At 71.0% G+C, this 25,199-nt stretch carries 22 protein-coding genes; 18 read left to right on the top strand and 4 right to left on the bottom strand.

The window, feature by feature from the left end:
- Window positions 1-125 precede the first annotated feature (125 nt).
- The 4 genes from H566_RS30335 to H566_RS0106185 all read left to right on the top strand — a co-directional run bounded on the left by H566_RS30335 (window position 126) and on the right by H566_RS0106185 (window position 4,559).
- Window positions 126-1,184 (top strand): hypothetical protein, encoded by a 1,059-nt coding sequence (locus tag H566_RS30335; protein ID WP_028310756.1) that lies wholly within the window; start codon window positions 126-128, stop codon window positions 1,182-1,184.
- 122 nt (window positions 1,185-1,306) lie between these two features.
- A complete protein-coding gene (locus tag H566_RS23315) occupies window positions 1,307-2,839 on the top strand; it encodes a transaminase (protein WP_084544809.1) in 1,533 nt (510 codons plus the stop codon).
- A complete protein-coding gene (locus H566_RS23310; protein WP_051378145.1) occupies window positions 2,836-3,573 on the top strand; it encodes a type 1 glutamine amidotransferase in 738 nt (245 codons plus the stop codon). The genes H566_RS23315 and H566_RS23310 overlap by 4 nt, the downstream gene beginning before the upstream one ends.
- Window positions 3,574-3,731: 158 nt before the next feature.
- Window positions 3,732-4,559 carry a hypothetical protein gene (locus H566_RS0106185; protein WP_028310755.1) on the top strand — a complete coding sequence of 276 codons (828 nt, stop codon included), beginning with the start codon at window positions 3,732-3,734 and terminating at the stop codon, window positions 4,557-4,559.
- A gap of 133 nt (window positions 4,560-4,692) precedes the next feature.
- Here H566_RS0106185 and H566_RS23305 read toward each other — a convergent pair whose 3' ends face one another.
- From H566_RS23305 to H566_RS0106170, 3 genes are all read right to left on the bottom strand, one after another.
- Window positions 4,693-5,796, bottom strand: a complete 1,104-nt coding sequence (locus H566_RS23305) for an alpha/beta hydrolase (RefSeq protein WP_051378142.1) — start codon at window positions 5,794-5,796, stop codon at window positions 4,693-4,695.
- Entirely contained in the window at window positions 5,768-6,763 is a 996-nt protein-coding gene (locus tag H566_RS27275; RefSeq protein ID WP_156924302.1) for a DUF6279 family lipoprotein, read from the bottom strand. The genes H566_RS23305 and H566_RS27275 overlap by 29 nt, the downstream gene beginning before the upstream one ends.
- 147 nt (window positions 6,764-6,910) lie before the next feature.
- Window positions 6,911-7,216, bottom strand: coding sequence for an antibiotic biosynthesis monooxygenase (locus tag H566_RS0106170; RefSeq protein WP_028310754.1), 306 nt, complete (start codon window positions 7,214-7,216; stop codon window positions 6,911-6,913).
- 169 nt (window positions 7,217-7,385) lie between these two features.
- Here H566_RS0106170 and H566_RS23295 point away from each other — a divergent pair, with 169 nt between their 5' ends.
- From H566_RS23295 to H566_RS0106145, 5 genes are all read left to right on the top strand, one after another.
- Window positions 7,386-8,822, top strand: coding sequence for a TolC family protein (locus tag H566_RS23295; RefSeq protein WP_169732493.1), 1,437 nt, complete (start codon window positions 7,386-7,388; stop codon window positions 8,820-8,822).
- Window positions 8,823-8,849: 27 nt separating this feature from the next.
- Entirely contained in the window at window positions 8,850-10,172 is a 1,323-nt protein-coding gene (locus tag H566_RS23290; RefSeq protein WP_051378137.1) for an efflux RND transporter periplasmic adaptor subunit, read from the top strand.
- On the top strand, window positions 10,172-13,306 hold the full coding sequence (locus H566_RS0106155) for an efflux RND transporter permease subunit (RefSeq protein ID WP_028310753.1): 3,135 nt from the start codon (window positions 10,172-10,174) through the stop codon (window positions 13,304-13,306). The genes H566_RS23290 and H566_RS0106155 overlap by 1 nt, the downstream gene beginning before the upstream one ends.
- Window positions 13,307-13,368: 62 nt before the next feature.
- The gene (locus H566_RS23285) at window positions 13,369-14,205 is read left to right on the top strand and encodes a response regulator (RefSeq protein WP_084544808.1); all 837 of its coding nucleotides are present in this window, start codon (window positions 13,369-13,371) and stop codon (window positions 14,203-14,205) included.
- Complete coding sequence (locus H566_RS0106145; protein ID WP_028310752.1) at window positions 14,202-15,602, top strand: sensor histidine kinase; 1,401 nt, start codon at window positions 14,202-14,204, stop codon at window positions 15,600-15,602. The genes H566_RS23285 and H566_RS0106145 overlap by 4 nt, the downstream gene beginning before the upstream one ends.
- Here H566_RS0106145 and H566_RS29385 read toward each other — a convergent pair.
- The gene (locus tag H566_RS29385; RefSeq protein ID WP_028310751.1) at window positions 15,577-16,011 is read right to left on the bottom strand and encodes a bacteriohemerythrin; all 435 of its coding nucleotides are present in this window, start codon (window positions 16,009-16,011) and stop codon (window positions 15,577-15,579) included. The genes H566_RS0106145 and H566_RS29385 overlap by 26 nt on opposite strands.
- A 234-nt stretch (window positions 16,012-16,245) precedes the next feature.
- Between H566_RS29385 and tssA the strand changes: the two genes are divergently transcribed.
- The 9 genes from tssA (at window position 16,246) to tssG (ending at window position 25,119) form a co-directional block, all read left to right on the top strand.
- The gene (gene tssA, locus H566_RS0106135) at window positions 16,246-17,304 is read left to right on the top strand and encodes a type VI secretion system protein TssA (RefSeq protein ID WP_028310750.1); all 1,059 of its coding nucleotides are present in this window, start codon (window positions 16,246-16,248) and stop codon (window positions 17,302-17,304) included.
- A gap of 83 nt (window positions 17,305-17,387) precedes the next feature.
- Complete coding sequence (gene tssB, locus H566_RS0106130; RefSeq protein WP_028310749.1) at window positions 17,388-17,894, top strand: type VI secretion system contractile sheath small subunit; 507 nt, start codon at window positions 17,388-17,390, stop codon at window positions 17,892-17,894.
- A gap of 28 nt (window positions 17,895-17,922) precedes the next feature.
- Entirely contained in the window at window positions 17,923-19,416 is a 1,494-nt protein-coding gene (gene tssC, locus H566_RS0106125) for a type VI secretion system contractile sheath large subunit (protein ID WP_028310748.1), read from the top strand.
- A gap of 67 nt (window positions 19,417-19,483) precedes the next feature.
- Window positions 19,484-19,972: an Hcp family type VI secretion system effector gene (locus tag H566_RS0106120; RefSeq protein ID WP_028310747.1), complete on the top strand. Its 489-nt coding sequence runs from the start codon at window positions 19,484-19,486 to the stop codon at window positions 19,970-19,972.
- Window positions 19,973-20,099: 127 nt separating this feature from the next.
- Window positions 20,100-20,558 (top strand): Hcp family type VI secretion system effector, encoded by a 459-nt coding sequence (locus H566_RS23280; protein WP_169732492.1) that lies wholly within the window; start codon window positions 20,100-20,102, stop codon window positions 20,556-20,558.
- A complete protein-coding gene (locus tag H566_RS0106110) occupies window positions 20,555-21,448 on the top strand; it encodes a type VI secretion system accessory protein TagJ (protein ID WP_245591292.1) in 894 nt (297 codons plus the stop codon). Before H566_RS23280 ends, H566_RS0106110 begins: the two co-directional genes overlap by 4 nt.
- Window positions 21,449-21,465: 17 nt before the next feature.
- Complete coding sequence (gene tssE / locus H566_RS0106105; protein ID WP_028310745.1) at window positions 21,466-21,969, top strand: type VI secretion system baseplate subunit TssE; 504 nt, start codon at window positions 21,466-21,468, stop codon at window positions 21,967-21,969.
- Window position 21,970: 1 nt separating this feature from the next.
- Window positions 21,971-23,872, top strand: a complete 1,902-nt coding sequence (gene tssF, locus H566_RS0106100) for a type VI secretion system baseplate subunit TssF (RefSeq protein ID WP_028310744.1) — start codon at window positions 21,971-21,973, stop codon at window positions 23,870-23,872.
- Window positions 23,848-25,119 (top strand): type VI secretion system baseplate subunit TssG, encoded by a 1,272-nt coding sequence (gene tssG, locus H566_RS23275; protein WP_084544806.1) that lies wholly within the window; start codon window positions 23,848-23,850, stop codon window positions 25,117-25,119. Before tssF ends, tssG begins: the two co-directional genes overlap by 25 nt.
- The last annotated feature ends 80 nt before the right edge of the window (window positions 25,120-25,199 follow it).

Genomic DNA, 25,199 nt, shown 5'->3' with positions numbered 1-25,199 from the left:
CGGCGGCCGACGCTCGACGCAGTCCCGCCGACCGCGCCCGTGGTCGACGCACCGAGGCCGCCGCGGCTCGGGCATCGCCGGCGCGAGGCGGGGCGCCAGCCTTCCTTCCCGTCCAGGAGACGCACATGTCCGCCACGCTTCCCCCACAAAACCCGCCCGCCTATCGCGCTGCCACCGGACCGGCGGTCATCAGCGCGCCGCGCGAGGTCGCGCTCAAGCGCATCAGCTGGCCGGCGGTGTTCGCCGGCGTCATCCTCGCCATGGTCATCCAGCTGCTGCTCACCCTGCTGGGCGCGGCCGTCGGCCTCGGCACCCTCGACCCGATGCAGGCCAACGGCACGCCCGAGGCCTCGACCTTCGGCACCTCGGCCGGGCTGTGGTGGGTGGCGTCGAGCCTGATCTCGCTGTTCATCGCCGGCTCGGTGGCGAGCCATCTCGCGGGCGTGCCCACCAAGGTGGACGGCATGCTGCACGGCCTGCTCGCCTGGGGGCTGGCGACGCTGATCGCCACCTGGCTCGTGACCAGCACGCTCGGCGCAGTGGTGGCGGGCACGGGGCGGCTCGTGGGCGGGGTGGTGTCCACCGCCGCGACCGGCGTGGCGACCGTGGCGGCACCGGCGGCGACCGCCGCGGCGCAAAGCGTGATGGGCGGCGGCAACCCGCCGTCGATGAATGACGTGAGCGCCGCCGCGCGCGAACTGCTGGCCCAGACCGGCAAGCCTGAACTGCAACCGGGCGCGCTCGAAGGTCAGGCCCGCGCCGCCGCCGGCGACGCGCAGAACACGGCCGCCAACGCGGGCGCCAATCCCCAGGGTGCGACGGGCGGCGGCAGCGATGCCGACTTCTCGGCGCTGATCCAGCGCCTGATGTCGCGCGGCGACGCGGTGCTGAACGAGGTCGACCGCGAGGCGGTGGTGAACGTGATCGTCGCCCGCACCGGCGTCAGCCGCGACGAGGCCAACCGCCGCGTCGATGCGTGGATGGGCACGATGCAGGCCGCCCGCGCCCGTGCCGACCAGTTCACGACCCAGGCCAAGCAGCAGGCCACGCAGGCCGCCGACACCGCCGCGCGCGTCGGCTCGCAGGCGGCGATGTGGGCCTTCTTCGCGCTGCTGCTGGGCGCCGTGTCGAGCGCGCTCGGCGGGCTGGCGGGCCGGCCGAAGCGGACGGTCGTGACGGCCTGAAGCCGCGTCCGCGCCAGGGCGGACATCAGGGACGACCGGCCGCTGCCGAGCGGCAATGGCCCGCCCCGCGCGACGCGCAATGGCCGTGTCGCGCGGGCGGGCCGCTCGCTAGCATCGGCGGCATGAACGCCGCCGCCTTCCTTCTTCCGCCCGCGCGCCTTGCCGCGCTGCACGCCGCCGAGCTGGCCCGCCACGGCGAGCGCTTCGCGGCCTCGGTCGCCGCCTGCCGCGCCAATGCCGCGCATTACCTGTTGGGCGCGCCGCTGCACTGGATGGCCGACTGGCCCGCGCCGCTCGCGGTCGAGCGCGCCGAGGGGGCCCGGCTCGTCACGGTGGACGGCGTCGAACTCATCGACTTCTGCCTCGGCGACACCGCCGCGATGTTCGGCCATAGCCCGCCCGCGCTTGTCGCCGCGCTCGCGCGCGAGGCGGAGCGCGGCCTGTCGGCAATGCTGCCCGGCGCCGAGGCCGCCGCCACCGGCGCCGCGCTTGAAGCTGCATTCGGAATGCCGGTCTGGCAGTTCGCCGCCACGGCCAGCGACGCCAACCGCTTTCTGCTGCGCTGGGCGCGCGCGGTCACGGGGCGGCAGGCCATCGTCGTGATGGACGGCTGCTACCACGGCACGGTGGACGAAACGCTGGTGGACATGGCCGACGACGCGTCGCCCGCCACGCAGCCGGGCGGCGGCGCCACCGCCGCGCCGCCGCCCGGTCTCGGCGCCGACGGCCGCCCGCGCGCGGTGCGTCGCCCCAGCATCCTCGGCCCCGCCTGGGACGCGAGCGCCACCACCCGCGTCGTCCCGTTCAACGACCTCGCCGCGCTCGACGCCGCCCTCGCCGACGGGCAGGTGGCGGCGCTGCTGGCCGAACCCGCGCTCACCAACTGCGGCCTCGTGCTGCCCGAGCCCGGCTACTGGCGCGAGGCCGCCGCGCTCGCGCGCCGCCACGGCACGCTGCTGCTCATCGATGAGACGCACACGCTCAGCGCCGGCCCTGGCGGCTGGGCGCGCTCGGCCCCGGCGCGCGCCGAGGGCGTCGCGCCCGACGCGGTGGTGATCGGCAAGGCGATCGCGGGCGGCATGCCCTGCGCCGTCACCGGCGTGACGGCCGAGCTCGCCGCGCGCATGACCGCCGCCAAGCGCGCCGCGCCGCCCGGGCATTCGGGCATCGGCACCACGCTCGCGGGCAGCCGGCTCGCGGTCGCGCTGGTCGGCAGCATGCTGCGCGAGGTGATGACGCCCGCCGCCTGGGAAGCGATGGACGCGCGCGCCGCCGAGGCCACCGCCGGCATCGCCGCCGCCATCGCGCGCCACCGGCTGCCGTGGTGCGTGAGCCGGCTCGGCGCGCGGCTCGAATTCCAGTTCCGCCCCGAGCCGCCGCGCGACGCCGCCGGCGCCCGCGCCGCGATGGACGACGCGCTCGAAGCCTTCGTGCATCTGGCGCTGCTCAACCGGGGCATCGTCATCACGCCCTTCCACAACATGCTGCTGTGCTCACCCGCGACCTCGGCGGCCGACGTGGCGGCGCTGGTCGCGGCCTTCGACGAGGTGTGCGCGCTGATAGCCGGCGCGGCGGACGGTGGCGCGCAAGCGCTTGCAGGCGCCGCCGGCGCCGGCGACGGCGTCAGCCCCGGCGCCGTCGGAGTCCGCGCATGACCGCCGGCCGCCTGCTCATCCTGCAACCCGCGCGCGACGACGGTCCCGCCTTTCTCGCCACCTGGCTGCAAGCGCGCGGCGAGCCCTTCGACGTGCTGAGCCTCGAAGACGGCGCCGCCGTGCCGCCAACCGCCGACGGCCTGCGCGGCCTCGCCATCCTCGGCGGCTACATGAGCGTCGGCGACGACATCGGCTATCTGCGCGCGACCGAGGCGCTGGTGCGCGATTGCGTCGCGCGCGGCGTGCCGGTCATCGGTCACTGCCTTGGCGGGCAGCTGATTGCAAGCGCTTTCGGCGCGCGTGTCGCGCCGCATGCGGTGCCGGAGATCGGCTGGTTCCCGCTCGCCATCGCCGAGGCGCCCGAGGCGCGGCGCTGGTTCGGCGCCACGACCGCCGCGCTCGCCTACCAGTGGCATTACCAGAGCTTCGCGCTGCCGCCGGGCGCGGTGCCGCTCGCCGCCAGCCCCGACTGCGCCAACCAGGCCTTCGCGCTCGGCTCGGCGCTGGCGATGCAGTTCCACATCGAGATCGACGCGCCCAAGCTCGATGCCTGGCTGCGCCAGAGCCCGGGCGAACTGGCCGCCTCGGCCACCGCGCCCACGGTGCAGGCCGCCGAGGCCCAGCGCGCCACCGCCCGCGCCGCGATGGCGCCGAGCCAGGCGCTCGCGGCGCGCATCTATTCGGTCTGGCTCCGCGCTCCGCATCGCGCAATGCCGGCTCCCCCGCACGCATGACGTCACCTCGTCGTCGGTGCCGGTTCGTGCGATCCATCGCGCCCGGCGCTCGAAGTCGGGGATAGCCCCGTTTGGCGGCGCGTGTCGCGCCAGCACACTCACGCCCCGCCGCAGCCTGGGGCTCCGGCAAAGTCCTAGACCTTTCCGGGCGCCTGTCGATGCCGATTCCGCTGTTTCCCTGTCTTTCTCCCGACTTTCTCCGGCGCGCGCTGTCCGCCGTCTGGCTGGCCGCGCTGGCGCCGGCCTGCACGGCCGCCGGTCTCGATGCCGGCGTCACCCTGGGCCATCTGCGGCTGGCGGGTTGCGCGGCCTCGGTGCCGGCCGGGACGGCGCAGGCCCAGGTGCCTGGCTTGAGGCCGGTGTCGACGCGCATGCTCGCGGCCACGCCGGCCCGGTCGCTGCCGCCGCTCACGGTGCATGGCAGCACGGCGGCGCGGGTGGTGACGCCAGACGGAAGCATGGTGACGCGCGATGGCGAGGGCAGCGACGACGGCGTGCCGCTGGCCGGCACCCGTCATCGCAGCCAGGCGGTGCTGCCCGGTGTGTCGGCCAGCGCCGAGGCCGGCTCCGGCGCTGGCGCGGGCGACGTTGCCGGCATGGTCGGGAGCGCGCTTACGCGCGGTGGCGCGGCGCGCGCCGGCAGCGAATTCGCCGCCGAGGCGAGCGAGACGGCCGATTACGCGCTGCCACCGCGCGGCTGCCTGGTGGCGCGCATCGATTACCGGCTCGACTTCCTTGCCGCCGCCGACCTGCGCGGCGGGCGCATCGAACTGCTGGTCGGCCTCGACGGCGGCCGCAACTGGACCGAGCGTGCCGTGGTGCGCGAACTGACCGGTGCCGACGGCGAAAGCCACGGCGGCACGCTCGAGCTCGAATTGCGCAACCCCGGCAGCGAGCCGCTGTCGGGCCGGCTCGCGGCCCAGGCACGTGCGCTGGGCAAGGTCACGGCGGTGGCGGCATCGGCGGGCGAGGCGGGCGGACGCTGACCGGACGCCGGACGCCGGACGCCGTGCTCCGTGCTTCGTGCCCGGTCTCCGTGCGTCGTGGGGCGTGCGTCGTGCGTCGGGGGCGGAGTGCCGGAGCCGCAGACCGGCCCCTGAGCGCCGATCGGACCGGGCCTCACCCCGCCGCGAAGCGCGCGAGGCTGGCAACCAGATCGGGCATCACCGGCAGCGAGGCGTCGTGATAGGCGCGGGCCTGGCTGGCGCTGTCGGCGCCGGCGGGCTTGAGCACATGGCACATGCCGTCGATGAGGCGTGCGCTGGCGTCGGGGCGCGCGGCGAGCAGGGTGGCGCGGTCGTCAGGCCAGAGCTGGCGGTCGGTGCTGCCGTGGACGATGAGCGCCGGCAGGTCGAGCGCGGCGAGATCGGCGGCCGGGTCGTGGCGCATCCAGCGCATCAGATAGCTGCCCGAGGCGCCGCCGAACAGCGCCTCGCCCCAGGGGTCGAGACTGGCGGGCAGGCGCGCGGGCGCATGGCCGGCTTCGAGGTCGGCGAGCACGGCGTCGAGATCGGCACGCGCGCCCGCGTCGAGCCGGGGTGCGAGCTGGTCGCGCAGCAGCGCGCCGATGCGCCGGCCGGTGCCGCAGACGAGCGCGACGCCGCCGATCGGCGCTTCCCGCGCGGCCAGCGTCGCCACCAGCGCGCCCTCGCTGTGGCCGGCGAGCACGATGCGGCCGAAGCCGTATTCCGAATGCATCAATGCCGACCAGCGCGCGAGATCGCGCGCGTAGTCGTCGATGCCGAGCGCGTCGGGATCGCGCACGGCGTTGAGGCTTTCGCCGACGCCGCGCTTGTCATGCCGCAGCGTGGCGATGCCGGCGCGCGCGAGGGCGCGGGCGAGCAGCAGATAGGCGTCGGTGCGCAGGCCGGCGCGGCTGTTGCCGTCGCGGTCCACCGGGCCGGAGCCGGCGGCGAGGATGACGAGCGGCGGTCGGGCAGCGGCATCGGCATCGACGGCGGTGGCGTCGGGCGACGCGCCGAGGCCGAGATGCGCGGGCAGCAGCAGGCTGCCGGCGAGCCTGCCGTCGGGCAGGTCGAGCTCGACCGGCTCGCCGCGATCGGTGGCGGCGGGCGGACGCAGACGTGCGGGGTAGGTGGTGGTCACGCCGCTGGCGCGCGCCGGGCGCGCGTCGAGCGCGAGCACGGCGGCAAGGGCGCCGAGCAGCCGGCGCCGCGTCGGGGCGGGGCTGCGATCAAGGCTGGCGGGCGAGTTCGCGCACATCGTCTTCCCATTGGCCGAAGCGCTCGGACGCGGCACGACGCTGCGACGGCGCGAGCCGATTGTGCAGCGATGCCACCAGTTCGCAGCCGGATTCCTTGCCGAGCCGATGACGGCTGGCACGCGCCGGATCGGCGGGCATGAACAGTTCGTTCCAGCGCTCGCGCAGCGCGGCGCGCGCGGCTTCGGGCGCGAGCTGGCCGCCGGCGATGCGGCGCAGCGTGGCGGCCAGCGCGGTGTTGCGGCGCTCGCGCTCGTCGAGGCGTTCGGCCGGGCCGACGGGCAGGGCGGCGGTGGCGTCGGTGAGCCAGCGGCGCTGTTCGCGGTCGAGCCGGCCGGTGTAGTCCTCGGCGCGGTCGATCGCGCGCTTGCCGGCGCGTTCGCGCTGGCGCGCCGGGTCGGGCGGCAGCCAGTCGGCGCGGTCGTCGGCGAGGCGTTCGGCGGCGCGGCGCTCGAAGCGGTCGATCTGGCGCGGCGCGAGCGTGGCGGCGAGGTCGGCGAGCGCGGGCAGGGCGTGCTCGAAGGCGAGATCGGCGTGCCGGCCCAGTTCGTCCTGCCAGCCGCAGACGCGCGCCGCGTCGATCGGCCCCGTCAGCCCGGCGCGGATGTGCCCGAGCGTGACGCCGAGCGGCGCGAGCGCCTCGCGCCGATGCCAGGCGAACAGTTCGTCGATGGCGGCGCGCAGCCGCGCCTGCTGGCGTGAGTCGAGGTCGAACTCGCGGTCGAGCCACCAGCGCGCGAGGCGCGGCCCTTCGTCATAGCCGAGCTTGAGGCTGCTGCACGCGCCCGCCAGCAGCAGCAGCGCGACGAGGCCCAGCCGCAGCAGAAGGCGCGCGGCGCGCCGTGGCAGTCCCTGCGCGGCCCGTCGCGGCAGCGTGCGCGCGGATGGCTCCGCAGGCGGCGGAACGCGGGCCGCGCGCGGCACCGATGAGGCGACGAGCGGAACGGAAGGACGAAGGGCAGCGGGCATGGCGGGCGTCGCAAATGACGGGCCGCGAGGCGCGGCGACCGGGACTTGGAACGCCAGCCTGCCCGCGGGTTCGTGCGGACGCCGTCGGTGACGGGCGTGGCGACGTGTCGGCGTCGCCGCCGTCGTCCGAGGCGACCCGGCGGCGGATCAGCCCGGCTGCCAGTGCTCGCCGACGGGCTCGGCCGGATCCGTCTCCTGCATCTCCTCGGCCATCGCCTGCACCAGCGCCATGAACTGGGTGAAAGCCGGCAAGCGACGGTAGCTGCCGGCGCGCGAGCCGCTGGTCCACAGCAGGCTGAGCAGCCACAGGCGCTCGTGCCGGGTCGAACGCATCAGCTCGACGCCGAGGCAGCCGGGCGCCTCGCGCAGCACCGAGGCGGCGTAGTGGAGGGCGGGCGCGAAATCGCTGCCGGGTTGCGAAAGGATCTGGAAGCGCAGGGTTTCGGGGGTCATCGGGCGATCTCGTCGGGCAAAACGGGGCACAAGGAAGGCCCGGCAACGGTAGCACCGTCGCCGATGCTGGCCGGCGGCGGCTTCAGCTTGCGTTCAGCCAGCGTTCAGTCTGGTGCCCAATGCCTTGCCTAGCATCCGCTCCCTGATTCCTTTTCGGGTCCGAATGGTGGTGGTTGTGCTCTCCGGAATTTCAAGTGCGCGTCGCTGGTGGTCGGCGGCGCTGCTGGCTTTGTTGCCGATGCTCGCGGCTGCCCAGGTACCGGCGCCGCGCCCGGGCCTGGCGCCCGCCGACGCGAGCACCGGCGCCGTGCGTCCGCTCGACCTGCGGGCGCCAGATGCCGACCCGCGCATCGACGCGGCGGCGCCATCGGGCGTGCCGCCCGCCGCCGTGCCCGGCCTCGATCCCGCGCGCCTGCGCTGGCCCGTCGTGCGCGCGGCCTGGCTCGAACGCAGCCGCGATCTGCGCGCCGCGCGCCGCGACATCGAATCGGCCGAGGCCGACACGCTCGCCGCGCGCGCCCGGCCCAATCCCACGCTCTCGTATGACGCCGCGTCGATCAGCCCGCGCAACTTCGGCGCCGGCAGCCCGGCCGACAAGCGCATCGACAGCACGCTGAGGCTGGAGCAGCCGATCGAGCGCGGCGACAAGCGCCGGCTGCGCATGGCTCGCGCCGACGCGCTGCTCGACGCGAGCCGCGCCGACGCCGTCGGTCTCGCGCGTGACGGCGTCGCCCGCGTCGCCGGCCTCTACTACGACCTCGCCGCCGCCCAGGCGCAGGCCGAGCTGGCGGCCCAGTCCGCCGCGCTGGCCGACACCGCGCTCGCCGCCGCGCTCAAGCGCCGCGATGCCGGCGACCTCGCCGCCGCCGACGCCGAGCGCGTGCGCACCGACACCCTGCGCGCGCGCAACGACGCCACCAGCGCCGCCGCCGACCTCGCCCAGGCCCGGCTCGCGCTGGCCCGCGCGCTCGCCATCGAGCCGCTCGCGCCGCGCCTGCGCGCCGACGCCGACTGGCCCGAGCCCGCGCCCGACGAGCCCGGCCTGCGCGCCGCCGAGCGCGTCCGGCTCGAAGCCGCGCTCGACGACCGCCCCGAGCTGCGCGCCGCCCGCCTGCGCGCCGACGCCGCGCGCAGCAACCGCGACCTCGCACTCGCGCAGCGCCGCCGCGACGTCACCGTCGCCGTGCAGGCCGAGCGCTATCCCGGCCCCAACGGCACCGGCAACACCGTCGGCCTGGGCGTGAGCATTCCGCTCTTCCTCGGCTACGACTACGCAGGCGAGATCCGCTCGGCCGAGGTGGACGTGGACCGCGCCGCCGAGGCGCTCGAACTCGCGCGCGCCGACGCGCTCGCCGGCATCGCCGCCACCGCCGCCGATCTCGACGCCGCCGCGCGCCGCCTCGTGCGCACCCGCGACGAACTCATGCCCGCCGCGCGCCGCTCGCTCGACGCCGCCGAATTCGCCTTCAGCCACGGCGCCAGCAACGTCACCGACGTGCTCGACGCCCGCCGCGCCTGGCGCGCCGCCGAAGCCGACGCCATCGCGACCCGCGCCGACTACGCGCGCGCGCTCGCCGCCTGGCAGTCGCTGCTCGAACCGAACTGATCCGCCCGCCGCACCGGACTTCAAGCCATGTCTCACGTCATCCGTCATTTCCCGCTCGGCCGCGTCGCGGCCGCCGTCGTGCTCGCCGTGCTCGCGCTCGCGGGCTGCCAGCGCGAGGCCGCCGCGCCCGTCGGCATCGCCGATGCCAATGCGGCTCAGACCGAAGGCACGCCGGGCGCGGGCCAGGCCGGTGCCGGCAACGCCGGTGCTGCCCAGCCCGCCGCCGGTGCCGCCTCCTCGGCCGCCGGTCTCCCGCCCGGCGCCACCGACGCCGGTCCCGACGCGCCGCACGCCCCCGGCGCCCACGACCCCGCCGTGCCGCAGAACCGCGTCGTCAGCCTCGTGCTGCCGCCCGACGCGCCGCAGCGCGCCTTCCTGCGCATCGCGCCGGCCGAGGCGCTGCCCGCGCCGCTGTGCGCCGCGCTCAACGCCCGCGTCGCGCTCGACGAGACCCGCACCGCGCGCGTCAGCGCCGCGATCGCCGGCCGCGTCACGCAGATCGGCGCCGACCTCGGCGGCAGTGTCAAGGCCGGCCAGGCACTCGCCGTCATCGACGCGCCCGACCTCGGCAGCGCCCGCGCCGATCTCGCCAAGGCCCGCTCCGACGAGAACCGCAAGCGCCTCGACCGCGAGCGCGCCGAACGCCTGTTCGAGGCCGGCGTGATCGCCAAGCGCGACCTCGAATCCGCCGTCGCCGACCATGAGCAGGCGCGCGCCGAATCGCGCCGCGCCGAACTGCGCGCCGCCAACCTCGGCGCCGCCGGCGCGGGCGACGGTGAGCAGTACACGCTGCGCAGCCCGGTTGCCGGCGTCGTGACCGACCGCCGCATCAACCCCGGCCAGGAAGTGCGCCCCGATCTGCCCGACGCGCTGTTCACCGTCAGCGATCTCGGCCGGCTGTGGATCGTGGCCGACCTGCCCGAGCGCGACATCGCGCGCGCCCATGTCGGAGGCCGCGCCGTGGTCGAGGCTGATGCCTGGCCCGGCGTGCGCTTCGACGCGAAGGTGGAGCGCATCTCGCCGGTGCTCGATCCGGCCACGCGCCGCATCCGCATCATCGCCAGCGTCGGCAATGCCGACGGCCGGCTGCGGCCCGAGATGTTCGCCCGCCTCATGCTCGTGGGCGACGGCAGCAGCACCGCCATCCGCCTGCCCGCCACCGCCGTCGTGACCGAAGGCCTCTACGCGCATGTGTTCGTCGATGACGGCAGCCGCCTCGTGCGGCGCCGCGTCGAGGTCGCGCTGCGCGACGGCGACAACGTGTGGATCACCTCCGGCATCAACGCGGGCGAGCATGTCGTGACCGAGGGCACGCTGCTCGTGCAGAGCGAACTCGCGGGAGACAAGTGATGCTCGACAAGATCGTCGGCTTCGCGCTGCGCGAGCGGCTGTTCGTGCTCGTGATCGCGGCGGCGCTCGTCGTCGCCGGCGTGCGGGCCTTCCTCAACCTGCCGATCGAGGCCTTCCCCGACGTGCAGGACGTGCAGGTGCAGGTCATCAGCCAGTGGCCCGGCCAGGCGCCCGAGGAGGTTGAACGCGCGATCACCCAGCCGGTCGAGCGCGCCATGAGCGGCGTGCCGCACATGAGCCAGCTGCGCTCGGTGTCGATCACCGGGCTGTCGGTCGTGACCATGACCTTCAGCGAGAAGACCGACGACTACTTCGCGCGCCAGCAGGTGCTCGAACGCCTCGGCAACGCCGACCTGCCCGACGGCGTGCAGCCGACGCTCGCGCCGCTCACCACGGCCGTGGGCGAGGTCTATCGCTACATCCTCGAAGGCCCGCACGACCTGCCCGTGACGCAGCTGCGCGCGGTGCAGGACTGGATCATCGCGCCCACGATCCGCATGGTGCCGGGCGTGGCCGACGTCAACACCTTCGGCGGCGCGGTGCGCGAGATCCAGGTAGACGTGGCGCCGGCCCAGCTCGCGCGCTACGCGCTCAGGCTCGACGACGTGGCCGACGCCGTGACCAAGGGCAGCGGCAACGCGGGCGGCGGCTGGCTGCGCTACGGCGACGAGGCCCAGGTGGTGCGCTCGGTCGGCAACTACCGCACGCTCGACGACCTGATGGCCACCGTCATCGCCTCGCCTGGCGGCCAGCCGGTGCGCGTGGGCGACGTGGCCACGGTCAAGGACGGCAAGCGTCCGCGCTCGGGCATCGTCGCCTTCAACGACCGCGACGACGTGATCGAGGGCATCGTCGTGATGACCAAGGGCCAGAGCGCGGCCGAGGTGGTGGCGCGCATCGTCGAGCGCGTCGATGCGCTCAATGAAGAGCTGGCGGCGCGCGGCTATCCGGGCGTGAAGCTCGTGCCCGTGTACAAGCGCACCGACCTCATCGCGCACACCGTGCACACGGTCGCGGAGAACCTGATCGTCGGCGCCGTGCTCATCGTCGCCATCCTCATCCTGTTCCTGCGCAACTGGCGCGCGGCGCTGGTGGTGGCGGCCGTGATTCCGCTGTCGCTGCTGTTCGCCTTCCTGCTCATCGACCTGAAGGGCGTGTCGGCCAACCTGATCTCGCTCGGCGCGGTGGACTTCGGGATCATCGTCGATGGCGCGGTGGTGCTGGTCGAGGCGCTGATGGTGCGCTTCGCGCTCGGCCAGGCCGAGCATGGCGACCATGTCACGCCGCATCCGGGCGTGGCCTTCGGCGGGCCGTGGCGCGTGGCCACGCTGCGCCGCACGGTGCTCGACATGGGCCGGCCGATCCTGTTCGCCAAGGCGATCATCATCTGCGCCTTCCTGCCGATCTTCACCTTCCAGCGGGTGGAGGGAAAGATCTTCGCGCCCGTGGCGCTCACGCTCAGCTTCGCGCTGCTGGGCGCGCTCATCCTCACGATGACGCTGGTGCCGACGCTGCTCAGCTTCATCGTGCAGAAGCGCGACATGGCCGAGACCCATTCCGAATGGCTGCACAAGCTCCAGCAGGGCTATCGCCGCTGGCTCGAGGCCGCGCTCGGCCACAAGCGCAAGGTCATGCACGCGAGCCTCGTGGTGCTGGCGCTGACGCTGGCCTCGGTGCCCTTCATGGGCAGCGAATTCCTGCCCAAGCTCGACGAGGGCAACCTGTGGCTCACCGTCAGCCTTCCGCCCCAGACCGCGCTCGACAAGACCAAGGAGATCGAGCGCGAGGTGCGCCGCATCATCCGCGGCTATCCCGAGGTGGGCGACGTCATCACCCAGGTGGGCCGCACCGATGACGGCACCGATCCCAAGGGCCCGAACAACCTCGAGGTGCTGGCCCAGCTCAAGCCGCGCGGCGACTGGCGCTTCGGCGACAAGAAGTCGCTCATCGCCGACATGACCACCGCGCTGCGTCGCATCCCGGGCTTGCAGACCAACTTCTCGCAGGTGATCGAGGACAACGTGGCCGAGGCGCTGTCGGGCGTGAAGGGCGAGATCTCGATCAAGGTGACGGGGCCGGACCTCGCCATCCTCGAGGACCAGGGCCAGCGCATCGCCGACATCGTCGCCGGCATCCGGGGCGCGGCCGACGTGAGCGCGATCCGCATCGGCGGCCAGGCCGAGATCGACGTGGTGCCCGACCGCGCCCGGCTCGCGCGCTACGGCCTCGGCGTCGCCGACGTGAACGCGCTGGTGGACGGCGCGCTCGCGGGCAAGGAGGTCAGCACCTTCTACGACGGCGAGAAGCGCTTCGACATCGTGATGCGCGTGGCCGGCGACGCCCGCCGCGACGCCGACGCGCTGCGCCGCCTGCCGCTCGCGCTGCCCTCGGGCGGCGACTACGGCAACGGCGCCACCGTCGCGCTCGGCGACGTGGCCGACGTGGTCGTGCGCACCGGCGCGGCGCGCATCGGCCGCGAGCGCGGCGAGCGCAGCATCGCCGTGAAGGCCAACCTGCTCGGCCGCGACCAGGGCAGCTTCGTGAAGGAAGCCCAGCAGAAAGTCGCAGCCGAAATCCATCTTCCGCCGGGCTACCGCATGACCTGGGGCGGCCAGTTCGAGAACCAGCAGCGCGCGATGAAGCGGCTCGCGGTGATCGTGCCGATCAGCTTCCTGGCGATCTTCGCGCTGCTGTTCTGGGCCTTCCGCTCGATCCGCAATGCGCTGATCGTGCTGGCGATGACGCCGTTCACGCTGGTGGGCGCGGTGGCCGGGCTGTGGCTCGCGCGGCTCAACCTGAGCGTGTCGGCGGCGGTCGGGCTGATCGCCGTGGTGGGCATCAGCGTGCAGAACGGCGTGATCATGATCGAGCAGATGACCGCGCTCATGCGTGAGGGCAAGCACTTTGCCGAGGCCATCGTCGAGGGCGCGGTCGAGCGGCTGCGGCCGGTGCTGATGACGGCGCTCATGGCCGGCCTCGGCCTGCTGCCGGCGGCGCTGTCGCACGGCATCGGCAGCGAGACGCAACGGCCGTTCGCGACCGTCATCGTCGGTGGCATCGTGTCGGCCACCGTGTTCACGCTCTTCCTGCTGCCGGTGCTCTACCGCCGCTTCGGCTTCGAGTCGGACGACTGAGGCGGCCCGGCCGCCTCTGCGCCAAAGCCGCTTGCCACCGCCGACCGAGAAAGGTCCCAACCATGCGCATCCTGATCGTCGAGGACAACGAGTTGCTGGCCGACAGCCTGCGCCAGCTGCTCAACCAGCCCGGCTGGGCGGTGGACCGCTTCGCCACCGGCGAACAGGCCGAACTCGCGCTGCGCATCGCGCCCTACGACCTCGCCATCATCGACATCGGCCTGCCCGGCATGGACGGCTTCGAGCTGCTGCGCCGGCTGCGGCGCGGCCCGGCGCGCGGCAACACCGGCGACCAGCCGCATGACAACCGCGATACGCCGGTGCTGATGCTCACGGCGCGCGACGCCGTGGCCGACCGCATCCACGGCCTCGACCTCGGCGCCGACGACTATCTCGTCAAGCCCTTCGCGCTCGGCGAGCTGGAAGCGCGGGTGCGGGCGCTGCTGCGGCGGCGTCAGGCGAGCGTGTCGCAGGAGCTGGAATGCGGCCGGCTGCGCATGGACAGCCGCTCGCGCCGGGCCTGGATTGGCGAGGCGGAACTGGTGCTCACGCTGCGCGAGTGGGCCATCCTCGAATACCTGCTCGCGCACCAGGAGCAGGTGGTGGGCAAGGAGCGCATCGCGCGCGCCGTGAGCACCTGGGAAGAGGACATCGCCGCCAACACGATCGAGGTGCATGTGTCGCGGCTGCGCAAGAAGGTGGCGCCGGCCGGCATCGAGATCCGCGGCATCCGCGGCTTCGGCTATCTGCTGGAGCCGGCACGCGAGGGCGGCTGCGCGGCGCGCGCCGAGGCCGGCGTTGGCGTGGCGGTCGAGCCGGGAAGCGGCACGGCGGCCGAGGCCGGCGGTGCCATGCCTGCGGCCACGGGCGCCGACGCGCCGCCCGGCGAGGGCGCATGAGAGCCACGAGCCTTCGCCGTCGTCTCGTCGAATGGCTGCTGCCGCCGCTGCTCGCGCTCATCGCGATCAGCGCCGCCGTGGCCTACGGCATCGCGGTGCAGGTGGCGACGCGTGCCTACGACCGTTCGCTGCTCGACCCGGCGCTCGCGGTCGCCAACCATGTGAGCCTCGACAACGACGCGCCGCGCCTCGACCTGTCGGCCGCCGCGCGCGACGCGCTGCTCGTCGACACCATCGACCGCGTCTACATCGGCGTGGTCGATGCGCATGACCGCTGGGTCGCGGGCAGCCACGACCTGCCGCTGCCGCCCGCGCCGCTGCATCGAGAGCCGCAGTTCTATGACAGCCGCCTGCCCACTGGTGCGCGCGTGCGCGTGGTCGCGCTGCCGGTGCTGCGCGACGGCGAGCGGGTGGCGATCGTGCTCGCCGCCGAGACCCAGGTGAAGCGCGACCGCCTCGTGAACGAGACGCTGGTGGGCGTGGTGCTGCCTTCGCTCGGCGTGGCGGTGCTGGCGGTGGTGGTGATCTGGCTAGGCGTGGCGCGCGGACTCGCGCCGCTGCTGCGCCTGAGCGAGGAGATGCGCCGGCGCAGCCCGCTCGACCTGAGCCCGCTGCCGACCCAGGGCCAGCCGGCCGAACTGAGGCCGCTGGTCGCGGCCACCAACGAACTGCTGCTGCGCATGGGCGACGCGCTCGCGGTGCAGCAGCGCTTCGTGGCCAACGCGGCCCACCAGCTGCGCACGCCGCTCGCGGGCCTGCTCGCGCAGACCGAGCTGCTTGCGCGCGAGCCGGCCATCGCCACGGATGCCGACGCGGCGCCGCTGCGCGAGCGCGTCGAGCGGCTGCGCGCGGCGGCCGGCGACACCTCGCATCTCGCGCATCAGCTGCTGACGCTGGCACGCGCCGATCCGCGCGAGCATCCGGCCGACCGCTTCACGCGGTTCGACCTGCGCGATCTCGGCGACGACCTCGCGCAGCGCTTCGTGCCGGCGGCGCTCGCGCGCCGCATCGACCTGGGGTTCGAGCTTGAAGACGCGCCGCTGCTCGGCGAGCGCTGGCTGGTGCAGGAACTGGCCTCGAACCTGATCGACAACGCGATCAAGTACACGCCGGAGGGCGGCGTGATCAGCGTGCGCACGCGCAGCGTGGACGGCCGCGCCGAACTGGAGGTAGAGGACAACGGGATCGGCATCCCGGCCTCGGCGGCGGTGCGGGTGCAGGAGCGCTTCTACCGCGTGGAGGGCACGCCGGGCGAGGGCAGCGGACTGGGCCTCGCCATCGTGCGCGAGATCGCCGAGGGGCACGGCGCCGAGGTGGTGATCGCGCCCGGCCAGGGCCGGGGCACGCGCATCACCGTGAGCTTTCCGGCGTTCAGGCCGCCTTCGGCGCGCCCTTGAGATAGGCAACGAGTTCGGCGTCCTCGCTCGACGCGTGGATGGCGAACCAGCCCATCAGCTCGGCCGCGAAGCGGCGCACCGCCTCGACATCGCCGCAGTCCCAGCGGTCGCGCACGCGGGCGATGGCTTCGAGCAGATGCTCGTGGGCGCGGCGGTGGCGGCCGAGGTGCGGATAACGTTCCTGGGCCATGAAGCCTTCCTCGACGGCGGCGTGGCGCAGCATGTGCTCGTGCAGCGCCAGAAGATGCTCGCCGAAGTCGGCTTCAGCCGGATCGTTGAGGACGCCGACGATTTCCTCGAACTCCTTGTGAAGGTCGTCGATCGGCTTGAAGCCGACGAGGATGCGATCGTGCAGCGTGGCGCCGGATGCTGCGTCGGCGGGCTTCTTGGCGAGAGTCGCTTCGGTCATGACGTCCTCCTGTGGGGTGGAATTGAGGACAACGGTAGTCGCCGCTCCAAGGCACACGATTGATGCACCGCAAGCATGAAAAGTCCGCGAAGACCTGGGTGACACCCGGTCGGTGACTCTCGATCGCGCTGGCCGTGAAGTCAGGTGGATAGAAAGACCTCGCTCGTCTCCGTTGTATTTGGTGACTCCTATACTCCGGCCGCGAAAAACATCCCCCCGGAAGGCGCTCCCCAGATGCGCGACGAATCTCAGGCCCTTACCGATTTCACCCATCGCTGGCTTGAACCGCTCGGTGATCAGCCCTGCGGCGTCGATGTTGAGTACGAGGTCGACTATCTGGAGTTCGAGAAGGCGGTCACCGGCCGCCCGGCATCGCAGTGGGATGAAGGTCAACCACCCGACTGGCGCAGGGTTCGCTCGCTCACCGAGTCCCTGTTCGAACGCACTCGCGACCTGCGTGTTCTGGTGGGCTGGACGCGGGCTTGCCTCAATCTCGATGGGCTGCCAAGCCTTGACGAGAGCCTTCAGTTGATGGTCGCACTGCTCGACCGCTACTGGGACACGCTGCATCCGGTGCCCGACGAAGGCGACGCTTGTGCGAGGTTGAATGCGCTGTCATCGCTGACGCATGCGTCGACCGGTCTGGTCGATCTCCGCGCGGCGGTGGTGATCAGTTCGCGTCTCACGGGCCAACTGACGCTACGCGATCTGCTCGTTGCGCTCGGCAAGCTGCCCGCTCGCGAAAGCGAGACGCCCTACACCGAAGGGCAGTTGCGTCAGATGTTCGCGGAGACGGATGCCGATCTCGGCGGATTGCGTCGGAGGCTCGGCGTCGCGGCGGATTCGCTCGGCTGTCTCGATCGGCTTCTGCATGACCGCGTCGGCTACAACCAGGCGCCTGACTTTCAGGCGTTCTCGGAAGGAATCGATGTCGTTCTCGGCCTGCTGCCCGATGTTGAAGCCGGCGCGCAGGCGTTTGCCGAGAAAAGCACCGCCGTCGAGGCGGCGGAGACTGATGGCGTTCCCTTGCCCACCCCAGCCGGCGCGAAGGCGCGGCACGGTCCCTTGACCACCATCGAGACTCGCGCCGAAGCGCTTCGCGCGATCGATCTCGTCTGCGACTACCTGGAGCGCACGGAGCCGACCAACCCGGCCCAGTTGCTCCTGCGTCGCGCCCGCAAGCTCATCAACAAGAACTTCCTCGAGCTCGTGCGCGAACTCGCTCCGGACGCGCTCTCCGAGGTCGCCCGAATCATGGGAGTCGATCCGGAAAGCATCGCTCCTGAAGAGTGATGCGTTGCCAACGCTGATTGCGAGCACCAGACCGCATCCCCTCAACGTCCACCCCCGGTACCAGTCGTTTCGGAGACCAACCCATGAGCAGCTCCAGCAGCCAGAAGTTCATCGCGCGCAACCGTGCTCCGCGAGTGCAGATCGAGTACGACGTCGAGCTTTACGGCGCCGAGAAGAAGGTCCAGCTTCCCTTCGTGATGGGCGTCATGAGCGATCTGTCGGGCAAGCCGACGGAAGCGTTGCCGCCGGTGGCCGATCGCAAGTTCCTTGAGATCGACGTCGACAACTTCGACAGCCGGTTGAAGGCTATCAAGCCGAGGGTCGCCTTCGCGGTGCCGAACACGCTCACCGGCGAAGGCAACATCAATGTCGACATCACCTTCGAGTCGATGGACGACTTCTCTCCGGCCGCCGTCGCGCGCAAGGTCGATGCGCTGACCAAGATGCTTGAGGCACGTCAGCAGCTCTCGAACCTTGTCACCTACATGGACGGCAAGACCGGCGCGGAGGAGCTGCTCGCCAAGGTGCTCGCCGATCCGGCGCTGCTGCAATCGCTTGCGGCATCGGCCAGGCCGGCCGACGCGGCCTGATTCCCGATTGCCTCAAGGAGAACGATCCATGTCCGAAGTGCTCCAGCAATCGTCGGCGCTTGCCGGCGTCACCATCGAAGGCAACGATTTCGCGGCGTTGCTGAACAAGGAGTTCAAGCCTAAGACCGACGAGGCCAAGTCGGCGGTGGAGCAGGCGGTGCAAACGCTTGCAAGCCAGGCCCTGTCGCAGACGAAACTCGTTGGCGACGACGTCATGAAGTCGATCGAGGCGATGATCGCCGCGATCGACGGCAAGCTGTCCGAACAGATCAATCTGATCATCCATCACGAAGACTTCCAGAAGCTCGAAGGCGCGTGGCGCGGTCTGCATTATCTCGTCAACAACACCGAAACCGACGAGCAACTGAAGATCCGCGTGATGAACATCGGCAAGGCCGATCTCGGCAAGACACTCAAGCGTTTCAAGGGCACGAACTGGGATCAGAGCCCGGTCTTCAAGAAGATCTACGAAGAGGAATATGGGCAGTTCGGTGGTGAGCCCTACGGCTGTCTGGTCGGTGACTACTACTTCGACCAATCTCCGCCCGATATCGAGCTTCTCGGCGAGCTCGCCAAGACTTGCGCTGCTGCGCATACGCCATTCATCACCGGCGCGTCGCCGACCATCATGCAGATGGACTCCTGGCAGGAGCTGGCGAATCCTCGCGATCTGAGCAAGATATTCACCACGCCGGAGTACACGGCCTGGCGTTCATTGCGCGAATCCGAGGACAGCAAGTACATCGGTCTGACGATGCCGCGCTTCCTGTCTCGCCTTCCTTATGGCGCAAGAAGCAATCCGGTCGAGGCATTTGACTTCGAGGAAGACACGGGCGCCGCGGATCACAACCGCTACACCTGGGCCAATGCCTCGTACGCCATGGCGGTGAACATCAACCGCTCGTTCAAGGAATACGGCTGGTGCACCCGCATTCGCGGCATCGAATCGGGAGGCGCGGTGCAAGGACTGCCGGCGCACAGCTTCCCGACGGACGACGGTGGTGTCGACATGAAGTGTCCAACCGAGATCGCCATCAGCGATCGCCGCGAGGGCGAGCTCGCCAAGAACGGCTTCATGCCGCTGGTGCACCGCAAGAACTCCGACTTCGCGGCCTTCATCGGCGCGCAATCGTTGCACAAGCCGGCCGAGTACGACGACCCGGACGCGACCGCCAACGCCAATTTGGCGGCGCGGCTGCCCTATCTGTTCTCGACCTGTCGCTTCGCGCATTACCTGAAGTGCATCGTCCGCGACAAGGTCGGTTCGTTCAAGGAGCGCGACGCGATGCAGCGCTGGCTTCAGAACTGGATCATGAATTACGTCGATGGTGATCCGATCAACTCGGCTGAGGCAACCAAGGCGCGTCGTCCGCTCGCGGCGGCCGAGGTCATCGTCGAGGAGGTCGAGGGCAGCCCGGGCTTCTACTCCTCCAAGTTCTTCCTGCGCCCGCACTACCAGCTCGAAGGCCTGACGGTGTCGTTGCGCCTGGTTTCGAAGCTGCCATCCGCCAAGAACGGCTGACGCGGGCACCCTTTGCCGGAAGGACTCCGGCATCCAATGAAGCAGCAACAGTCACAAGGAGAAATTCATGGCAGTCGACATGTTCATCAAGATCGGAAAGCTCAAGGGCGAGTCGGTCGACAAGGTTCACAAGGAATCGATCGACGTGCTTGCCTGGAGCTGGGGCATGACGCAGTCGGGTACCACGCACATCGGCGGCGGCGGCGGATCGGGCAAGGTCAACGTGCAGGACATCTCGTTCACCAAGTACATCGATGCATCGAGCCATGCGCTGATCCAGGCCTGCTGCTCCGGAGAGCACTTCGATCAGGCCGTCCTCACCGTGCGCAAGGCCGGCAAGACGCCGCTCGAGTACATCAAGATCACGATGAACGAAGTGATCATCTCGGCCGTCAGCACCGGCGGCAGCGGCGGTGAGGATCGCCTGACCGAGAACGTCACGCTGAACTTCGCCGAGTTCAAGTACGAGTACACCGAGCAGGCTCCGACCGGTGCCAAGGGGTCGACCAAGACGGCTACCTGGAACATCGCCGAGAACCATGGTGAAGTGGGCTGATCACCGGCGCACCACCGGACAGCACATGTCGTCGTGTCGCGCATGCCGGGCGGCTTCGCTATCCGCCGGCATGCGGCGCCTCTCCTATTTCCCGATTTCTTGAACACAGGCAGCCATGGCAGGCGACATGTTCCTGCGTGTCGAAAGCGCACGCGCCGGTGCCCTCAAGGGCGAGGCAAACGACCGCGAGCACGCAGGCTGGATGGACATCTCGGGCTGGGCCTGGGGCATGAAGGCTCAACAGGCGATGGGCAACGCGAGCGCCCAGCGCACGAGTCTCGACTCGCTCGTGGTGACGAAGTCCGTCGACAGTGCGACGACCGGACTCATGACAGTCATGCGCACCAATGACCCGGTGAAGAAGGCCGTGCTGCATGTGCGCAAGGCCGCCGGCAAGTTGCCGATGGTCTATTTCGAAGTCACGATCGAACAGGGCCGCATCACGGATTACGACATCTCGAATGCCGGCGAGGAGCTCGTCGAGCGCATCGAGTTCAGTTTCAAGAAGATCTCCATCGACTACACCGGTCAGACGGCCGCGGGAGGCAAGGTCGCGCCAACGAACTTCAACACAGAGATCGAATGATGGTCGCGCCCACTGCCACCCCCGCCGAAAGCGCTCTTCGAAAGGGGGAGCCACGTGCCGCGCTCACGTGCTTGCAGGAGCAGGTTCGCGCCAATCCGTCCGACGCGAAGCTGCGCATCTTCCTGTTTCAGCTGCTGGCGGTGTGCGGCGAATACGAGCGCGCTGTGAACCAGCTCGCGGTGTCGGCCCAGCTTGATGCCGGGGCCACCGCGATGGCCCAGACCTATCGAGAGGCGATCCGTTGCGAGCTGTATCGCCGCGAGGTGTTCGCGGGCAGGCGCACGCCGCTCGTCCTCGGCGACCCCCAGGACTGGACTGCCCGACTCGCCGAGGCGCTGGCGCTCGACGCTGCCGGACAGCGGGAAGCCGCCTCAGTACTGCGCACCGAAGCTTTCGCCTCGGCCCCGGCTTGCGCAGGCCGCGTCGATGGCAGGCTGTTCGCTTGGATTGCCGATGCGGACTCTCGGCTCGGCCCGGTGCTGGAGGCTATCGTCAACGGCATCTACTACTGGCTCCCGTTCGTCAATCTCGCGAGGCTCGAGATCGATGCGCCCGAAGACCTGCGTGACCTGGTCTGGACGCCCGCGCGTCTGCATTTCACCAATGGCGGCGGCACGGTCGCGCTGATTCCGACGCGCTATGTCGGAAGCGAGGCGACCGGCGATGCCGCCTTGCAGCTCGCGCGGCGTACCGAGTGGCGCGAAGCCGCGCCGGACGTCTTCGCCGGACTCGGGCAGCGCCTGCTCGCGACCGATGCCGAGGAATTCGCACTGCACGAGGCGCGTGTCATCGAATGGGATCGCGCTGTTCCGCATGCAACCGACAACCGCGATGCTTCCTGCGTGGCCGATCACGCCGCCGCGGCCGGCGACGCTGGCTCCTCATCCTGATCGCAGTCGGTGCCGCCATGAAAGACCCGACTCCGATCGAACGACTTCAGCCCGCGCTGCTCGACCGGCTGACGGACCTCGATCCGACGCGTTCACAAGAAGCACGCGAACAGCGCCTGCTCGGACGCAACCAGTTGCGTGATGCGGTGCTGCGCGATCTCGGCTGGCTCCTCAACAGTACCCGTCCGAACGACATCGACGCGGCGGACCGGCCCAACGTGCGCCGATCGGTGCTTGCCTACGGACTGCCCGCGCTGTCGGGCACGACCGCTTCGTCGCTCGACGTGCGCTCACTCGAGGCTCAGGTGCGTCAGGTCATCATCGACTTCGAGCCGCGCATCGTGCCCAACACGCTCGAAGTCCAGGCCCAGCTCGCCGACAACGTGCTCGACAGCCACAACGTCCTCAGCTTCAGCATCCGCGGCCAGCTCTGGTCCGTACCCGTTCCGCTCGAAATGCTCCTTCGCACCGAGGTCGATCTGGAAAGCGGTCAGGTGCAGATCGAAGACCTCACGCGCTGACATGGACCCGAGGCTGCTTGACTGCTACGAGAACGAACTCAAGCATCTGAGGGAGATGGGTGCCGAGTTCGCGCGCCAGCATCCCAAGATTGCCGCCCGGCTCGACATCGCGAGCACCCAGGTGGCCGATCCTTACGTGGAGCGGCTGCTCGAAGGTTTTGCCTTCATGGCGGCGCGCGTGCAGCTCCGGCTCGATGCCGAGTTTCCGCGCTTCACGCAGCGACTGCTGGAGGTTCTGCATCCCGGCCATCTCGCGCCCCAGCCGGCGGCACTGATCGCCGAGCTTCATCCGAGGCTCGGTGATGCGGCGCTCGTCTCGGGTTTTCGGGTGCCGCGCGGCACCGGCCTGCGCGGCCTGCTCGGTCGGGGTGACGCGACTGCCTGCCAGTTCCGTACCGCGCACGAGTTGCGGCTCTGGCCCCTCAAGGTCGAATCGGCCGCCTATGTCGGCTATGTGGCGGACCTCCCGCTGACCCAGCTTCCGTTGCCGAAGCGTCCGCGCGCGACTGTGCGGGTGAAGCTCAGGGTTACGGGCGGGCATTCGCTGCGTCAGTTGCCGCTCGATCGGCTGGTCTTCCATCTCGGGGGGCAGGATGGCATCGCCGCGCGCCTGTACGAGCGCCTGTTCACCAGCCTCGCGGGCGTGCTCGTCAATCTGCCCGGCGAGCCGCTCGGTGCGCCGCGATTTCTCGGCGTCGAGGCGCTCGCGCAGGTCGGCTTCGAAGACAGCGAGGCGCTGCTGCCGGTGGGGCTGCGCAACTTCCAGGGCTGGCGGCTTGTGCAGGAGTACTTCGCGTTGCCGCAGCGCTACCACTTCATTGCGCTCGACGGGCTCGACCGCGTGGCTGGCGGTGCCGGCGGCGGCGAGGTCGAGTTCGTGTTTCTGCTCGATCAGCCCGACAGCCAGCTTGAAGGCGTGATCGCGGCCGAGAACTTCCGGCTCAACTGCACGCCTGCCGTCAATCTCTTCGAGCAGCGCTGCGACCGCATCCATCTCGATGGCCGCAGCGCCGATCATCACGTCGTGCCCGATCGCACTCGGCCAATGGATCTCGAAGTCGTGCAGGTCACCAATGTTGTCGGTCACGGTCCTGGCGGAGAGCGGGTGTTCCACCCGCTCTATGCGGCCTTCCATGCCGATGCCGACCGCCGCAATGCCTGCTACAGCCTGCTGCGCGAGCCGCGCGCGTTGTCGGCCGGTCAAAAGCGCAACGGCTCGCGGTCAAGCTACGTGGGCAGCGAGGTGTTCATTTCGCTCGTCGATCCCGACGAGGCGCCGTACCCGAGCGACTTGCGCCAGCTTTCCGTTACCGCGCTGTGCAGCAACCGCGACTTGCCGCTCCACATGGCGGTCGGTGTCGGCGCGACGGATCTCGTGCTCGACGTGTCGGCTCCGGTCGAGGGCGTGCGAGTCGTCAAGGGGCCCTCGCGACCGGCGTCGGCCTTGCGCGAGGGCGGAATCGGCTGGCGCTTCATCAACCATCTGTCGCTCAACTACCTGTCGCTGCTCGATGCCGACGAGCACGAGGGCGCCTCGATCGTGCGCGACATGCTCGCGCTCCACGCGGTCGGCGCCGATGACGGCACACTGCGCCAGATCGAAGGGCTGCGCGCGGTGCGCGCGCGTCCGGTCACGCGTCGCCTGCCGCCGCCAGCCGGCTTCCCGGGCGGCGCGCACCGCGGTCATGAGCGCATCACCTTCGGCCGCGGCATCGAGATCGAGCTGGAAGTCGACGAGATGTCATTTCAGGGCGCGAGCGCCTTCCTGCTGTCGGCGGTGCTGGCGCGCTTCTTCGCGCGGCATGCGTCGATCAACAGTTTCACCGAGACCACGCTGCGCTCGCTCGGGCGCGGCGAGATCATGCGCTGGAGGCCGCGATGTGGCACTCGGGCCCTGGTCTGACGCTCGCGCGTGAACTCGCCGCCACGCCCTGGCGATTCGACTATTTCATGGCCTTGCGCCGTCTGGAATGCACCTTTGCGCGCTGGCCACGGCTTGGTACCGCCCGCCTTCCCAAGGATGAGCCGCTGCGTCTCGGACAGGAGCCGGCACTCGATTTCGCGCCGGCCGCGCTGGCCGGCTTCACGCCTGCGGAAGGCGACCGAGCCGCTCGGCTGACGGTGCGCTTCTTCGGCCTGTTCGGGCCGCAGGGGCCGTTGCCGCTGCATCTGACCGAGTACGCGCATGAGCGTCGCATGCACTACGGCGACGCGACTTTCGCGCGCTTTGCAGACCTCTTCCATCACCGGATGCTGCTGCTGTTCTATCGTGCCTGGGCCCAGGCCCAGCCGACGGTGGCGCTCGACCGTCCCGGCGAGGATCGCTTCGCGACCTATGTCGGATCGCTGATCGGCATCGGCGTGCCGCCCGCGCGCAACCGCGACGCGTTGCCTGATGCGGTGCGCCTGCATTTCGCCGCGCTGCTTGCGCGCCAGACGCGCAATGCCGATGGGCTCGCCGCGATGGTGCGCGGCTATTTCCGGCTGCCCGCGAGCATTGAGGAGTACGTCGGTCACTGGCTGGACCTGCCGGAGCGCGAGCGCAGCCGGCTCGGGCACGGCTTTGTCGGCCGCCAGATTGGTACGGATGTCGTCCTCGGCCGACGGGTCTGGGATCGGCAGTTCAAGTTCCGGCTTCATGTCGGCCCGCTCACGCGCGACGAGTACGAAGACATGCTGCCCGGTGGCAAGGCGCTCGACGAGTTGCGGGCACTGCTGCGGCACTACCTCAGCTTCGAACTGGACTGGGATGTGCGGCTCGCGCTGCGGGCCGACGAGGTGCCGCAGGTGCGGCTCGGTCTGCGCACGCGCTTGCCGCGTGAGAGCACCTCGCCTTCGGTCTGCGCCGGCGCCGGCCGGCCGGCGCGTCTGGGCTGGACGACCTGGCTCGGCCGGCGTCGCGCCGCCGTTCCCGCCCGTGACCTCGTGCTTGATCCCGAGGCGCGTCGCACGGCGCCGCGTCCGCCGATCCCGCCGTTCTCCGCCGATGTCATCGAGCCTCTGCCGCCGCCCGCCGCCGCCGCGGCCGATTTCGGCGTCCCGGCCGCCATCGCCCCCGAGTCGCGTTCCGGCGTGGCGGCGGAGGCCTTCGACCCGCTGTTCGCCTTGCCCGCTGACGAGATGAACCCGTCCCCGCCGGCTCCTGCCTGAGCCTTCCGTCCCGCGCCCCATCCGCCCCTGGCGACTGCGCGGCCATGACCGCGCGGTGCCCCGACATCAGGAGAAAACAG

The organism is Derxia gummosa DSM 723 (assembly GCF_000482785.1).
In the GTDB taxonomy this organism is placed as follows: domain Bacteria; phylum Pseudomonadota; class Gammaproteobacteria; order Burkholderiales; family Burkholderiaceae_E; genus Derxia; species Derxia gummosa.
Note: the sequence above shows the minus strand (reverse complement) of the source record. Positions and strands in the feature narration are given on the sequence as shown.

What these genes read in the sequence shown, in the direction of transcription:
- H566_RS27275 (WP_156924302.1), bottom strand. Translation starts at nt 6,763, where the DNA reads ATGCCCGCTGCCCTTCGTCCTTCCGTTCCGCTCGTCGCCTCATCGGTG.
- H566_RS23285 (WP_084544808.1), top strand. Translation starts at nt 13,369, where the DNA reads ATGCGCATCCTGATCGTCGAGGACAACGAGTTGCTGGCCGACAGCCTG.
- H566_RS23315 (WP_084544809.1), top strand. Translation starts at nt 1,307, where the DNA reads ATGAACGCCGCCGCCTTCCTTCTTCCGCCCGCGCGCCTTGCCGCGCTG.
- H566_RS0106170 (WP_028310754.1), bottom strand. Translation starts at nt 7,216, where the DNA reads ATGACCCCCGAAACCCTGCGCTTCCAGATCCTTTCGCAACCCGGCAGC.
- tssG (WP_084544806.1), top strand. Translation starts at nt 23,848, where the DNA reads ATGTGGCACTCGGGCCCTGGTCTGACGCTCGCGCGTGAACTCGCCGCC.
- H566_RS23280 (WP_169732492.1), top strand. Translation starts at nt 20,100, where the DNA reads ATGTTCCTGCGTGTCGAAAGCGCACGCGCCGGTGCCCTCAAGGGCGAG.
- H566_RS0106155 (WP_028310753.1), top strand. Translation starts at nt 10,172, where the DNA reads ATGCTCGACAAGATCGTCGGCTTCGCGCTGCGCGAGCGGCTGTTCGTG.
- tssB (WP_028310749.1), top strand. Translation starts at nt 17,388, where the DNA reads ATGAGCAGCTCCAGCAGCCAGAAGTTCATCGCGCGCAACCGTGCTCCG.
- H566_RS0106185 (WP_028310755.1), top strand. Translation starts at nt 3,732, where the DNA reads ATGCCGATTCCGCTGTTTCCCTGTCTTTCTCCCGACTTTCTCCGGCGC.
- tssE (WP_028310745.1), top strand. Translation starts at nt 21,466, where the DNA reads ATGAAAGACCCGACTCCGATCGAACGACTTCAGCCCGCGCTGCTCGAC.
- H566_RS30335 (WP_028310756.1), top strand. Translation starts at nt 126, where the DNA reads ATGTCCGCCACGCTTCCCCCACAAAACCCGCCCGCCTATCGCGCTGCC.
- H566_RS23290 (WP_051378137.1), top strand. Translation starts at nt 8,850, where the DNA reads ATGTCTCACGTCATCCGTCATTTCCCGCTCGGCCGCGTCGCGGCCGCC.
- H566_RS29385 (WP_028310751.1), bottom strand. Translation starts at nt 16,011, where the DNA reads ATGACCGAAGCGACTCTCGCCAAGAAGCCCGCCGACGCAGCATCCGGC.
- H566_RS0106110 (WP_245591292.1), top strand. Translation starts at nt 20,555, where the DNA reads ATGATGGTCGCGCCCACTGCCACCCCCGCCGAAAGCGCTCTTCGAAAG.
- H566_RS23310 (WP_051378145.1), top strand. Translation starts at nt 2,836, where the DNA reads ATGACCGCCGGCCGCCTGCTCATCCTGCAACCCGCGCGCGACGACGGT.
- H566_RS0106145 (WP_028310752.1), top strand. Translation starts at nt 14,202, where the DNA reads ATGAGAGCCACGAGCCTTCGCCGTCGTCTCGTCGAATGGCTGCTGCCG.
- tssC (WP_028310748.1), top strand. Translation starts at nt 17,923, where the DNA reads ATGTCCGAAGTGCTCCAGCAATCGTCGGCGCTTGCCGGCGTCACCATC.
- H566_RS0106120 (WP_028310747.1), top strand. Translation starts at nt 19,484, where the DNA reads ATGGCAGTCGACATGTTCATCAAGATCGGAAAGCTCAAGGGCGAGTCG.
- tssF (WP_028310744.1), top strand. Translation starts at nt 21,971, where the DNA reads ATGGACCCGAGGCTGCTTGACTGCTACGAGAACGAACTCAAGCATCTG.
- tssA (WP_028310750.1), top strand. Translation starts at nt 16,246, where the DNA reads ATGCGCGACGAATCTCAGGCCCTTACCGATTTCACCCATCGCTGGCTT.
- H566_RS23305 (WP_051378142.1), bottom strand. Translation starts at nt 5,796, where the DNA reads ATGTGCGCGAACTCGCCCGCCAGCCTTGATCGCAGCCCCGCCCCGACG.